The 12802-nt window shown below is 62.8% G+C and carries 10 protein-coding genes and 1 pseudogene; 10 read left to right on the plus strand and 1 reads right to left on the minus strand.

What is annotated here, in order from left to right; translation table 11 throughout:
• Positions 1–519: 519 nt before the first annotated feature.
• From ACZYOF_RS23100 to ACZYOF_RS23130, 7 genes and pseudogenes are all read left to right on the plus strand, one after another.
• Positions 520–1293 (plus strand): enoyl-CoA hydratase-related protein, encoded by a 774-nt coding sequence (locus tag ACZYOF_RS23100; protein WP_463717218.1) that lies wholly within the window; start codon positions 520–522, stop codon positions 1291–1293.
• 45 nt (positions 1294–1338) lie between these two features.
• Entirely contained in the window at positions 1339–2202 is an 864-nt protein-coding gene (locus ACZYOF_RS23105; RefSeq protein ID WP_130582621.1) for an FAD binding domain-containing protein, read from the plus strand.
• Positions 2199–2681, plus strand: coding sequence for a (2Fe-2S)-binding protein (locus ACZYOF_RS23110; protein WP_130582622.1), 483 nt, complete (start codon positions 2199–2201; stop codon positions 2679–2681). The genes ACZYOF_RS23105 and ACZYOF_RS23110 overlap by 4 nt, the downstream gene beginning before the upstream one ends.
• The gene (locus ACZYOF_RS23115; protein ID WP_463717219.1) at positions 2678–3439 is read left to right on the plus strand and encodes an N-acyl homoserine lactonase family protein; all 762 of its coding nucleotides are present in this window, start codon (positions 2678–2680) and stop codon (positions 3437–3439) included. Before ACZYOF_RS23110 ends, ACZYOF_RS23115 begins: the two co-directional genes overlap by 4 nt.
• Positions 3432–5833: pseudogene (locus ACZYOF_RS23120) on the plus strand (xanthine dehydrogenase family protein molybdopterin-binding subunit). Before ACZYOF_RS23115 ends, ACZYOF_RS23120 begins: the two are co-directional and overlap by 8 nt.
• The gene (locus ACZYOF_RS23125) at positions 5826–6575 is read left to right on the plus strand and encodes an SDR family NAD(P)-dependent oxidoreductase (RefSeq protein ID WP_463717220.1); all 750 of its coding nucleotides are present in this window, start codon (positions 5826–5828) and stop codon (positions 6573–6575) included. The pseudogene ACZYOF_RS23120 and the gene ACZYOF_RS23125 overlap by 8 nt, the downstream one beginning before the upstream one ends.
• A gap of 10 nt (positions 6576–6585) precedes the next feature.
• Entirely contained in the window at positions 6586–8127 is a 1542-nt protein-coding gene (locus tag ACZYOF_RS23130; protein ID WP_130577853.1) for a class I adenylate-forming enzyme family protein, read from the plus strand.
• An 8-nt stretch (positions 8128–8135) separates the two neighbouring features.
• Here the strand turns inward: ACZYOF_RS23130 and ACZYOF_RS23135 are convergent, their stop codons facing one another.
• Positions 8136–9194 (minus strand): winged helix-turn-helix transcriptional regulator, encoded by a 1059-nt coding sequence (locus tag ACZYOF_RS23135; RefSeq protein ID WP_463717221.1) that lies wholly within the window; start codon positions 9192–9194, stop codon positions 8136–8138.
• Positions 9195–9376: 182 nt separating this feature from the next.
• Between ACZYOF_RS23135 and ACZYOF_RS23140 the strand changes: the two genes are divergently transcribed.
• The 3 genes from ACZYOF_RS23140 to ACZYOF_RS23150 are packed head-to-tail and all read left to right on the plus strand — an operon-like array spanning position 9377 to position 12632.
• A complete protein-coding gene (locus tag ACZYOF_RS23140; RefSeq protein WP_463717222.1) occupies positions 9377–10603 on the plus strand; it encodes an ABC transporter substrate-binding protein in 1227 nt (408 codons plus the stop codon).
• A 6-nt stretch (positions 10604–10609) separates the two neighbouring features.
• On the plus strand, positions 10610–12181 hold the full coding sequence (locus ACZYOF_RS23145; RefSeq protein WP_463717223.1) for a 4-hydroxyphenylacetate 3-hydroxylase family protein: 1572 nt from the start codon (positions 10610–10612) through the stop codon (positions 12179–12181).
• 10 nt (positions 12182–12191) lie between these two features.
• Positions 12192–12632, plus strand: coding sequence for an SRPBCC family protein (locus ACZYOF_RS23150; RefSeq protein ID WP_130577857.1), 441 nt, complete (start codon positions 12192–12194; stop codon positions 12630–12632).
• Positions 12633–12802 lie beyond the last annotated feature (170 nt).

Raw genomic sequence — 12802 nt, forward strand, 5'->3', positions numbered from 1 at the left:
AAAGCCTTCGTGGTAACGCTTGTCATGGCGTGGTCTCCAGCCCGGCGCGTCAACGCCGGGTGATTCGAGGTTGATCACCCCGGAGACTACGCCACTTTCAATTCCAACCGCTTTTCGGACGGCACCAGGTCAAGTATGCTTTATCTTTCAATGGGAGTTGACTGACACTCTCTCCGCGCGGCGTCAACTCGCTGCAGAGCCGGAATGTTCGGGTCGGGGGCGAGTCGCTTCCCCCACGCCTTCCGATTATTTTCCACGCCAGCCTACGATGTTGTGAGATTTCATACGCTTGATGCAGTGCGAGCGGCTGTAGCGCGAAGCAAGCTATTTTCTCGGGTGGTCTATCAAGTTCCGCTGGCTAGTGCGCCGCGTTCCGCACGGCACGCGTCGACTCTGAACACGGCTTGACGCGTCGTAACAAATTAGTCTACTTATGCAAGTAACGGTTGGCCGGGTGGCAACCTGCTTTTGCCGGGGACGCCCCGAGCATTCGGATGATCGAGCGCCAGAGGAGCGACGTTGGAGACGATCAGGATCGAGCGGCGTGACAACATCGCGCATGTCACATTGAATCGGCCCGCGGTGAAGAACGCCGTGACGCTGGCGATGTGGCGTGACTTGTCCGAAATCTTCGCGCGCTTTGCCGGCGACCGGCACGTCCGCGCGGTCGTGCTCAGGGGTGAAGGCAGGGATTTCTCCGTCGGGGCCGATATCAGCGAGTTTGACACGATCCGGGACGACAGGCGCAAGAGTGCCGACTACGAGGTCGCGGTCGATGCCTGTTCCGGCGCGATCGCAGCGCTGGGAAAGCCTGTCGTCGCAGCCATTTCCGGCTATTGTCTCGGTGGCGGCTGCCATCTCGCGCTGGCCTGCGACTTCCGCTTCGCGGATCTGACCGCAACTATCGGGATCCCGTCCGCCAAGCTCTCCATCATCTACGGCGTTCACAGCGTGCAGCGGCTGCTGGCGCTGACCGGCCTCGCGAACGCCAGACGCGTTCTCTATTCCGGCGATCGCTATCCGGCCGAGCAGGCGATGTCGATGGGACTGATCGACGAGATCCATGACGATGCCGTGCTTGCGGCCGAACGATTTTTGCAGCGCCTCGCCGCCAATGCGCCGCTCTCGATCGCGGGCGCCAAATACATGCTGAACGGGATTTCGATGGGCGCCGGGGCTCTTGATTTGACGAAGGCGCAGCAGCTCATCGATGCTGCATCCGACAGCGAGGACTTCAAAGAAGGCCGAAGAGCCTTCGCGGAAAAAAGGCCTCCGCGGTTTCGCGGCGCATGAGAATGGCCGAGCGGGGAAGGAAACCAGCCTTGGAGGGCGAGCGCGATGAAGCCTGCCAAGTTTGACTATGTCGCGCCGACGACAGTGGATGGCGCGGTCGAAGCGCTGCGTGCGGCCAATGGCGAAGGAAAGGTCCTCGCCGGCGGCCAAAGCCTGCTGCCGCTGCTGAATTTCCGGATGGCGCGGCCGGCAGTGCTTGTCGATCTCAACGGCATCAAGGAGCTGTCGTTCATCGAGCTGCGAGGTGATCGCGTCGCGATCGGCGCGTTGACGCGGCATCGCGAGATCGAGCAGTCGCCGCTGATTGCCTCAAAACTGCCGGTGATGGCAGCGGCCATGCGGCATGTGGCGCACCTTGCGATCCGCAATCGCGGCACCATCGGCGGCAGCCTGTCGCATGCCGATCCCGCGGCCGAGTTGCCGATGCTGTCCCTGTTCTATGGCGCCGAACTCAGCGTTCACGGCCCGTCGGGCCGGCGTGCCATCGCTGCGGAAGACTTCTTCGTCGACGCGCTGACCAATTGCCTGGAGCCGGAGGAGATCGTGGTGGAGATCGAATTTCCGATCCTGCAACACAACGGCTGCGCATTCGAGGAGGCGGCGCGCCGTTTCGGCGATTTCGCGCTTGCAAGCATCGCCGTCTCGGTGCGGCGGAGCGAGGCCAGAATTGACGACGCGCGCGTTGCGGTAATGGGCGTCGCTGATACGCCGCTCCGGCTCAGGGAAGTGGAACGAGAGCTTGGTGCGATCGAGGTCAATGACCAAACACCGGATCGATTTGCGGAACTCGTGACGGCCAGCGTTTCCGCCAATGGCGACCTTCACGCATCGGCCGAGTACCGCCAGCATTTGCTGGGACAGTTGGCAAGGCGCGCCATGCAGACGGCATTGAGTGAGGTGATCCGATGAGCACGAACGTATCGGTGACCGTCAACGGCACGACATACGACATCGCGGACGTCGAGCCGCGCCTGCTGCTGTCGGACTTCCTGCGCGACACACTCGGACTGACGGGGACGCATGTCGGTTGTGAGCACGGGGTTTGCGGTGCCTGCACTGTGCTGATGAATGGCGACAGTGTGCGCTCCTGCCTGACGCTTGCCGTGCAGGCCAATGGCGCCGAGATCACGACGGTGGAGGGGCTCGGAACGCCGGAAATGCTCAATGTGCTGCAGGCCCAGTTTCGTGAGCACCACGGGCTTCAATGCGGCTTCTGCACGCCCGGGATGCTGATGACGGGCGAGGATCTGCTCCGGAAATATCCGCTCGCGACCGACGACGAGATCAGGGAAGGGCTGTCGGGCAATCTCTGCCGCTGCACCGGATATCAGAACATCGTCGCGGCGATCAGGAGTGCGGCTGCGCAGCGCGCGGAGAAAACATCATGAAGCTGAATTTCCTCGCCGCCGGACGTCTTCGCATGAAGAAGAGCATCTATGTCGCCGGCGCCGACCGCAGCGAAATGATCGATCTTCCCGTGAGTAGTGCCTTGATTCGGCACAAGCAGGGCAATGTGCTGTTCGATACCGGCTGTCACCCGTCCGTGGTCGACAATGTGGAGGAGCGCTGGGGTCTGCTCGCCAAGGTCATGAAGCCGCTGATGAGCGCGAACGAGACCTTGCTGCCGAGTCTCGCCTGCGTCGGGCTGGAGGCGGACGACATCGATATCGTCGTCAATTCCCATTTCCATCCTGATCATTGCGGCTGTAATCAGTTCTTCCGCAAGGCGACGATCCTCGCTCACACCAAGGAGATCGAAGCTGCTAAGGCGCCAGGCGCCGAAACCGCGGGCTACCTGCGCGCGGATTGGGACTACGGACAGCCGATCGAGCCGCTGAACGGCGAGAAGGATGTCTTCGGGGATTCCAGCGTCGTGCTGGTGCCGCTACCGGGCCATACGCCTGGCTCGCTCGGCGCGCTGGTGAGCCTCGACCGTGATGGTCAGTTCCTGCTCGCTTCGGATGCGGTCAGCCTGCGCCGAAATCTCGATGCCGATACTCCGCCCCGCAACACCTGGAATGTCGACGAGCAATTGAAGACGTTCGCGGAAGTGCGGCGGATCGAGAAGGCCGGCGCGGCAGTGATTTGCGGCCATGACGACCAGCAATGGCAGGGCCTGCGCAAGGGGAACGATGGCTATGAGTAGCGACAGGCGTGCTCAGCCGTCGGATGTGTTGCGTCCCCGGAACGTCGGCGCGCCCATCAAGCGCACGGAGGACCCACGCCTCTTGACCGGGCGCGGCGAATATTCAGCCGACCGCAAGCCGGACCGGCCGCTTCATGTCGCCTTTCTACGGAGCGGACAGCCGCATGCGCGGATCTCCCGCATCGACGCCACCGTCGCGCAGGCAGCGCCTGGCGTGGTCGCCGTGTTCACGGCGGATGGCATCGCGGGGGACTTCAAGCCGGTGATTCCGGTCTCGCGCATGCCGAATTATTACGCGACGCCGATCCTTCCTCTTGCTTCCGGCAAGGTCCGCTATGTCGGCGAGGCCGTTGCAGCCGTCATCGCCACCTCGCGCTATCTCGCGGAGGATGCGATCGAGTTGATCGAGGTCGACTATGAGCCGCTCGGCGCGATTTCGCGCGCAGAACTCGCGGTTGCCGATGACGCGCCGCTGTTGCACGAGGAGGCGGGCAGCAACGTCCTGATCGCGCGCGAATTCAAGAAGGGCGACGTTGCCGCTGATTTGAAGGCCGCCGCGGTGAAGGTCGGCGGTCGGTTTGAAATGACCCGCAAGGCGCCTCTTGCGATGGAGCCGCGCAGCTATACGGCCGAATACGAGAAGCGACGCGACGCCATCACGCTTTACACGTCGTCGAACATTCCCGGGATCGTCCGTGACGCAATTTCCGAGTCGCTCGGCCTTCCCGGTCATCGCCTGCGCGTGGTGGCGCCCGATGTTGGCGGAAGTTTCGGTTCGAAGGGCTCGCTCTATCCGGAGGAACTCCTGATCTGCATCGCGGCGCGCAAGCTCGGCCGCTCGCTCAAATGGACGGCGGATCGCCTGGAAGATGTCAGCAGCTCCAGCCAGGCCTTTGCCGAGATCGTCGATGCCGAAATGGGATTCGACGCAAACGGCGTTGCGACCTCGCTGCAGGCCGATGTCATCGGCGATGTCGGAGCCTATTCGATCTATCCGTGGACGTGCGGGCTCGAGCCGGTCCAGGTCGTCAGCTTCCTTCCCGGCCCCTACAAGATCGCCTCCTATCGGGGTGTCGTGCGCGGCGTCGCCACCTGCAAGCCGCCGACCGGTCCCTATCGCGGAGTAGGCCGGCCGATCTCCGCCTTCGTCACCGAACGTTTGATGGATCTTGGCGCGAGGGTGCTTGGCCTCGATCCGCTCGAGATCAGGCGCCGCAATCTGGTGCAGCCCGACGAATTCCCGTATCGGATTGCGTCCGGCATCATCTGGGACAAGACGGGTTTCGTCGAATGCCTGGACGCGGCTGCCGAGGCTGCCGGTTACGAACAGCTCCGCGCCCAACAAACAGATGCGCGCAAGCAGGGACGCCTGTTCGGCATCGGCATCGCCAGCTATGCCGAGTTGACCGGAATTGGTTCGCGGATCGCGGTGGCGCCGGGAATGCCGATCAATACCGGCTCGGAGACGGCGAAGATCACCATTGACTCGACCGGCGCCATCACCGCGGCTTTCGGGGTCGCCTCTCACGGGCAGGGGCTCGAAACCACGCTGGCCCAGATCGTCGCCGACGATCTCGGCGCAAGGTTCGAGGATGTCCGCGTGATCCAGGGCGACAGCGATGAGGTGCCGATGTCGACCGGCACTTATGCGAGCCGGAGCGCCGTGCTAGGCGGCGGCGCGGCCAAGCATGCGTCGTTTCTGCTGCGGGACAAGATCAGGCGCGTCGCCTCGTATCTCCTGGAAGCCAATCAGGACGATATCGACGTCAGCGACGGCAAGGCCGTCGTCATCGGCACCGATCGCGCGGTGACGTTCAAGCAAGTCGCGAAGGCCGTCTATTCCGACATGAAGACCTTGCCGGTCGAAGCGCGCGAGGAATTGAGCGCGGCCTACACCTACGATCCCATCAATGGAACGACCGCGGCAGCCACCCACATCGCCGCGGTGGAGATCGACCCGGCGACGTGCTTCGTACGAATTCTGAAATACGTGTCGCAGAGGATTGCGGGAAGATCATCAATCCGATGATCGTTGACGGCCAGGTGCATGGCGGCGTGGCGCAGGGCATCGGCGCGGCGCTGTTCGAGGAATTGATCTACGACGATGACGCTCAGCTCCTGAGCGCGAGCCTGGTCGACTATGTGATCCCCTCCGCGCCCGAAGTGCCGGTCATGGACGTCGTCCATATCGAAAGCGAGTCGGCGGTGGCCGGCGGATTCCGCGGCATGGGCGAGGGCGGCACGATCGGCGCACCGGCTGCCGTCGCGAACGCGATCGCCGACGCGCTGTCGCCGCTCGATATCGATGTTTCCATTCTTCCGATGACTCCAGAACGCATCTTTCGGCTCCTGGAGCAGGCCAGGCTCAAATCAAGAGGACAAGCTGATGAGTGATCTCAAGGGACGTGTCGCCCTCGTGACGGGAGGCGGACGGGACGTCGGCGCCGCCATCTCGAAGATGCTGGCGGAAAAGGGCGCGAGCGTCGCGATCAACTATCACAGCTCGAAGGCCGAGGCTGAGGCTGTTGTCGCCGAGATTGCAAAGGGCGGCGGCAAGGCCAAGGCCTATCAAGCGGATATTTCGGACGCCGACGTCGTCAGGAAAATGGTCGAAAGCATCAGGAGCGATTTCGGCGGACTCGACATCCTCGTCAACAACGCCGGATTGGTGTTCCGCAAGCGCTTCAGCGAAAGCACGCCCGAGGACTGGAAGAAGCAGATCGACACCTGCCTCTACGGCGCGCTGAACTGTTCCCACAGCGCCGGACCGCTGCTGGAGGCATCAGGTCGCGGCCGCATCATCTCCATCATGGGAGACTCCTCGCGGGTCGGCGAGTCCGGTCTTGCGCTCGCGGCCGCCGCGCGCGCCGGCACGATCGCGCTGATGAAATCGCTCGCCCGCGAATGGGGACGTTCGGGCGTCACCGCCAATTCGATCTCGCTCGGCCTTATCGAGACCGCACACGACAAGACATGGGTGGACGCCAACCGCGACAAGCTGGTCAAGGCCTACGCCATCCGCCGGCTGGGATTGCCGTCCGACGTTGCGCCGCTGGTGACGCTGCTCGCATCCGATGCCGGAAGCTGGATCACCGGACAGGTGATCAGCGTCAACGGTGGATACAGCATGGTCTAGGAGAACGACGATGCTGCAGGTTGATTTGATCGCGCCGATCGCAACTCTCCTCGATCGTCACGCCAAACAGCGGCCCGGGAACGTGGCGTATTCGGATTCGTCGCGGGAGGTGACGTATGCGAACCTCGCCGAACACACCGCTGCGATCGCGGCCAATCTGGCGAAGGCCGGGCTGAAGGAAGGCGGCAAGGTTGCGATCTATCTGCCGAACGGCGTCGACTGGATCGAAGCCTGCTTCGCGGCCTTGCGCGCCGGCGCGGTCGTGGTGCCCATCAGCTTCGATGCGGCGGAAGGCGAGATCAGCTATCGCCTGACCGATGCCGGCTGCAGTCTTGTCATCACCGCGGCCGCAAGGAAGGAGCTAATTGGCAAGATCTGCCGTGATGCCGGAATCTCGCCGACAATCATGTTTGCCGGCACCGACGCGGCGAAAGCGGGGATGGCGCTGGCTGACCTCGCAACAGGCAGCGCCGCCAGGCCACTCGATCCCGACGATATCGACCGTTCTTCCTTTATCATCTACACCTCCGGCACGACGGGCCGGGCCAAGGGCGTGTTGCTATCGCTGCGCAGTATGCTGTGGATCGCCGCCTCATGCTGGGCGCCGATCTGCGAGCTGACCGAGAAAGACGTCGTTCTGTCGCCGCTACCGCTGTTCCACTCCTATGGTCTCAATCTCTCGGTGCTCACCGTGCTCGCGGTCGGCGCGAGCGAGCACATCATGGAGAGGTTCTCGCCGCAGCAGGCGCTCGATCTCCTGCAGACCGGGAAATATTCCGTTCTGCCCGGCGTGCCGACGATGTTCCACTATCTCCTGCATCGTGCGCAGGAGACCGGCGTCGAACGCCTCGGGTCCATCCGCCTCTGCATCTCCGCCGGCGCCATCATGCCGGCGACGCTGAACAAGGCGCTCGAGGAGCACTTCAACACGCGGCTGCTCGATGGCTACGGCATCACCGAAACCTCCACTATGGTCACCATGAACTGGCTGCACGGCGCGAGGCCGATGGGCTCATGCGGGCTGCCTGTGCTCGGCCTCGCCGTGCGTATCGTCGATCCATCTTCGCTCGAGGATGTCGCTATCGGGGAGGAGGGCGAGCTGATCGTGCGCGGACCGAACCTGATGCGCGGTTATCACAACAAGCCCGCGGAGACGGCGTCCGCGTTGCGCAAGGGCTGGTACCATACGGGCGATCTCGCGAAATCGGACGCCAGCGGTTACCTCACGATCACGGGCCGCATCAAGGAGCTGATCATCCGCGGCGGCCAGAACATCGCGCCAGCGGAGATCGAGGAAGTCGTGGTGCGGCACCCGCAGGTGACCGATTGCGCGGTCGTCGGCATCAAGCACGCGACGCTCGGCGAAGTGCCGTGTCTGTTCGTTGTGGCCAAGACCAATGAGCTGGATGTTGCTTCGCTGATGGCCCACTGCAAGGCCCATCTCTCATCCTACAAGATCCCCGAAGCCACCCATCTCGTGTCGGAGATCCCGCGCACAAGCTCGGGGAAGATCATGCGCTTCAAGCTGGTCGAGGCGTTGGGCCGGGCGTAATCCGCCAATCAGGAGTCGACGGAGCGCGGTCCCAGGGCGCCAAAGGCCTTGGGATCGTAGGTCAGCTTGTAGCGCATGTCGGCGGCGACGATCGGCTGCTTGCAGCGGTCGCAATTCACCGATGCATGAAAAACGTGGCCGCAGGTGAGGTGGGTGAGCAGCAGCGGCGGCTTGCCTTTCGACAGCCAACGGTCGCCCCATTGCAGCATGGTGATGAAGGGGCCGTAGAGGTCACGCCCCATGTCGGTGAGGAGATATTCATAGCGCTCGGGCGAGCTTTGATATTGCCTGCGGTAGAACACGCCGCTTGCGACAAGCCGGTTCAGCCGGTCGGTCAGAATATTCGGTGCGATCTCGAGCTCGGTCAGGATCTTGTCGTAGCGGCGATTGCCGAAGAAGCCCTCGCGCACGACCATAAAACTCCATTTGTCGCCGATGATCTCCAGCGCGCGCGACACCGAGCTCGGACGGCCGAGCGAGAAGCGGCTGCCGTCGGAGGCGCGCCTGGTGTTGCGGCCGGCCTTGGCCGGATGGCGCCCGGCGCCCGGCCCATCGCGATACTTCGCATCTCGTGCGGTGACGCGTTCGCCGCAATGCGAGCACGCAACGATCGGATGACTGTCGCAACCGCAGCTCATGTGGACCAGCGTCAGCGGCGCGGGCCTGCCGCCGGCAAGCCAGCGGTCGCCGAACTGCATCAGGGCGATGAAGCTCGGATAGAGATCAAAGCCCATCTTGGTCAGACGATATTCCTTGCGCAGCGACGATCCGGGCGCGACCTGCCGAAAGATCGCAAGCTGCGTCAGCTTGCGCAGGCGATCGGTCAGTGTCGCGCGGGGAATCCCGAGTGCCGTGCGAAAGGCCTCGAACGTCTGCGCGCCGAAGAACGCCTCGCGGATGATCAGGAATGCCCAGGCGTCGGAGACGATGTCGAGCGTGCGCGCGACCGAACAATTCCGCTCGCGCCGGGCGGTGCCGACCTGAGCTTTACCGGCCTGGGCTTTGCTCGCCTTCGCAGCCGGCCGGGCCGATGGCTTCGTCGTCTGGAGCTTCGCGGTGGCAGGCATTCCCTGGACAATCCGTCTGCGCAGCCGCCATTCGCGGGCCGCCTTCTAAAGTCGGGGCCCGTTTAACACATCGGCGCGATTGACTCCCTCGAAAAATCAGTCTAGTTACGCATGTAATAAAAGTCTAGTTATGCATGTAATAAGCGGATCGCACCGCGTCCATTTTCCCTGGGAGGAACCTCATGAAGGCCGGAGTGCAGAAATTCCTGGTCGCAGCCGCGGCGATAGTCGTTTTCGCAAACCCTGCCGGCGCCCAGAGCCTCGCGATGTCCGACGATGCCGTGAAGATCGGCGTGCTCACGGATATGTCGGGCCAGTTCTCCCACGAATCCGGCGAGGGGGCTGTGACGGCAGTGAAGATGGCCGTCGAGGACTTTGGCGGCAAGGTGCTGGGGAGACCGATCGAGGTGCTGGTCGCCGATCATCAGAACAAGCCGGACACGGCTTCCGGACTGGCGCGCAAATGGTTCGATGTCGCTCACGTCGACATGGTCGCCAACCTGATCAATTCCTCGATCGCGCTCACCGTCTCCCAGCTAGCGAAAGAGAAGAACAGGATCGCCATCATCAACGGCTCGGGATCGTCGCGCCTCACCAATGATGCCTGCACGCCCAACAGCGTTCACTATGCCTACGACACCTACGCGCTCGCGCGCGGCACGGGCAGCGCGCTGCTGAAGGCCGGTCAGAAGAGCTGGTACTTCCTCACCGCGGACTACGCCTTTGGACATGCGCTGGAGGCCGATACCTCCGCGGTCGTGAAGGGCCTGGGTGGAGAGATCGTCGGGTTGACACGGTACCCGATCGAGACATTCGATCAATCCTCATTCCTGCTGCAAGCACAGGCGTCAAAGGCTCAGGTCATCGGCCTTGCGGGCTCGGGCACCGTCCTGGTGAATGCGATCAAATCCGCGCAGGAGTTCGGGATCACTAAGGGAGGGCAGACGCTTGCAGGATTGCTCGTCTGGATCACCGATATCAAGAGCCTCGGACTGAGCTCAGCGCAGGGGCTCGTGCTGACGAACGCCTTCTATTGGGATCGCGATGACGAGACGCGCGCATGGTCCAGGCGCTTCTTCGAGCGCATGAAGCGGATGCCGCACATGGGCGACGCCGGCGACTACTCCTCGACCATCCACTATCTCAAGGCGATCGAGGCGGCCGGCACCGACGAGGCCCAGGCCGTGATGAGCAGAATGCGGGAAATTCCGGTCAACGACTTCTTCGCCAAGAACGGCCGCATCCGCGAGGACGGGCGCATGGTGCACGACATGTATGTGTACGAGGTGAAGAAGCCGTCGGAGTCCAAGGGCGATTGGGATTACTACAAGCTCCGCGAGGTGATCCCCGGCGACCAGGCGTTCCGCCCGCTCAAGGACAGCGTCTGCCCGCTGGTCAAGAAGGGGTAAGTCTGGATGGATCAGGACGTCGCCGCCAATGGTCTCGCCACTCTAACCCGGGAGCCGATCCGTACCGGCGCCGACTATATCGCGAGCTTGAGGGGCCGGAAGCTCAGGGTTTATCTGATGGGCGAGGCGGTCACGGAGCCGGTCGACCATCCGATCATCCGGCCCTCGATCAACGCGGTGGCCGAAACCTACGACCTCGCCAACGACAATCCGGAACTTGCAGCGGCGCTCTCGCCATTGACCGGCGAGCGCATCAACCGCTTCCTGCATATCGCGACCAGCCCCGGTGATCTCGTGATGCAGAACAAGATGCAGCGCCGGCTCGGACAGTTGACGGGCACCTGCTTCCAGCGCTGCGTCGGCATGGACGCGCTGAACGCGCTGCATTCGGTGACCTATGATCTGGATCAGAAGCACGGCACCGGTTACCACGGCCGGTTCAAAGAGTTCCTGGCCCGGATCCAGAGGTCGAACCTCGTGATCGGCGGCGCGATGACCGACGTGAAGGGTGATCGTGGCAAGTCGCCTTCGGAGCAGGCCGATCCCGATCTCTTCGTCCACGTCACACGGCGCACGCTGCAGGGCGTCTATATCAGTGGCGCCAAGGCGCATCAGACCGGTTGCATAAACTCGCACTGGCTTATCATCATGCCGACGATGAGGCTGGAGGTGGACGACAAGGACTATGCGATCGTCGGCGCCGTGCCGGTGGATGCGAAAGGCATCACCTATATCTACGGCCGGCAATCCTGCGACACCCGTAGCGCCGAGGACGGCGACATCGACGCTGGCAATGCGCGGTTTGCCGGCCAGGAAGCAATGATCGTGTTCGAGGATGTGTTCATTCCCTTCGAGCACATCTTCATGGACAGCGAGGCGGAGTTCGCGGCCTCGCTGGTCGAGCGCTTCACCTGCTATCACCGCCGCAGCTATGTCTGCAAAACCGGCGTCGGCGATGTCCTGATCGGCGCGGCGGCGACGATTGCCGACTATAACGGTGTCGAACGCGCGTCCCATATCCGCGACAAGCTCGTCGAGATGACCCACCTCAACGAGACGATCTACGGCACAGGCGTCGCGGCGAGCCATCAGGGTACGGAGATGAAATCCGGCGCCTATCTGCCGGACGAGATGCTCGCGAACGTCTGCAAGCACCACGTCACGCGGCTGCCTTACGAGATCGGCCGGCTGGCGCAGGACCTCGCTGGCGGACTGATGGTGACCTTGCCGTCGGAGCGAGAGCTCAGGCATGAAACGGTCGGTCCGATGATCGAAAAGTACCTGAAGGGGCGGTCCGAGATCGCAACTGAAGACAGGATCCGCATTCTGCGCTTGGTGGAGAACATGACGCTCGGCAGGAATGCCGTGGGCTATCTGACCGAATCCATGCATGGGGCGGGTTCGCCGCAAGCCCAGCGCATCCAGATCGCCCGCGCGATGCAGATCGAGTTCAAGAAGGAACTGGCCAGGACACTGGCCGGCATCGCCTCCGCATCCCGCGCCGAGATCACCGACGATCTGGTGACCTACATGGCGAGGGTGTTCGCACCCGTTCCCGCCCGAGCGCGCACGCACTGAGAGAACTCCAATGGCAATGACCATGAGCGGAGAGATCCAGCTTGCCGCCCCGAGGGTCGTGGTGTGGGCCAAGCTGAACGATCCTGAGGTTCTGAAAGCCTGTATTCCCGGCTGCGAGGAATTGGAGAAGACCGATGATCAGGGCTTTCGTGCGGTTGCCAGGATGAAGGTCGGCCCCGTGTCCGCGCGATTCAGAGGGAAGGTCGCCCTGAGCGATCTCGACCCGCCGAAAGGCTACAAGATTTCGGGAGAAGGTGAGGGTGGTGTGGCCGGCTTTGCGAAGGGCAGCGCCAAAGTCGATCTGCTCGAACGCGACGGCGGTACCCTGTTGAGCTATCACGTCGATGCACAGATCGGCGGGAAGCTAGCGCAGCTGGGCCAGCGGCTTGTCAACGGCACAGCCAAAAAACTCGCGGATGAATTCTTCGCAAATTTTGCACGAGCGCTCTAACTGGGGTTCAGCAATGGATCGCGCACGAACGGCGGGTTTTGGTTGGCTATCAAGTCGCCATGTCGCAAGTTAGGCCGCCCTCCGGTACGCGAACTGGGATCCAGCGATAGTGGGTATCGCGATGTAACTATTATCGGAGGCGAAACTCTCAGTTTCCGGCGTGGCTCAAA

This window comes from Bradyrhizobium sp. LeoA1Lang (assembly GCF_055413685.1).

Excerpts from the sequence above, each read along its gene's own strand:
- ACZYOF_RS23105 (WP_130582621.1), top strand. The coding sequence starts at position 1,339 with ATGAAGCCTGCCAAGTTTGACTATGTCGCGCCGACGACAGTGGATGGC.
- ACZYOF_RS23130 (WP_130577853.1), top strand. The coding sequence starts at position 6,586 with ATGCTGCAGGTTGATTTGATCGCGCCGATCGCAACTCTCCTCGATCGT.
- ACZYOF_RS23115 (WP_463717219.1), top strand. The coding sequence starts at position 2,678 with ATGAAGCTGAATTTCCTCGCCGCCGGACGTCTTCGCATGAAGAAGAGC.
- ACZYOF_RS23150 (WP_130577857.1), top strand. The coding sequence starts at position 12,192 with ATGGCAATGACCATGAGCGGAGAGATCCAGCTTGCCGCCCCGAGGGTC.
- ACZYOF_RS23135 (WP_463717221.1), bottom strand. The coding sequence starts at position 9,194 with ATGCCTGCCACCGCGAAGCTCCAGACGACGAAGCCATCGGCCCGGCCG.
- ACZYOF_RS23110 (WP_130582622.1), top strand. The coding sequence starts at position 2,199 with ATGAGCACGAACGTATCGGTGACCGTCAACGGCACGACATACGACATC.
- ACZYOF_RS23145 (WP_463717223.1), top strand. The coding sequence starts at position 10,610 with ATGGATCAGGACGTCGCCGCCAATGGTCTCGCCACTCTAACCCGGGAG.
- ACZYOF_RS23140 (WP_463717222.1), top strand. The coding sequence starts at position 9,377 with ATGAAGGCCGGAGTGCAGAAATTCCTGGTCGCAGCCGCGGCGATAGTC.
- ACZYOF_RS23125 (WP_463717220.1), top strand. The coding sequence starts at position 5,826 with ATGAGTGATCTCAAGGGACGTGTCGCCCTCGTGACGGGAGGCGGACGG.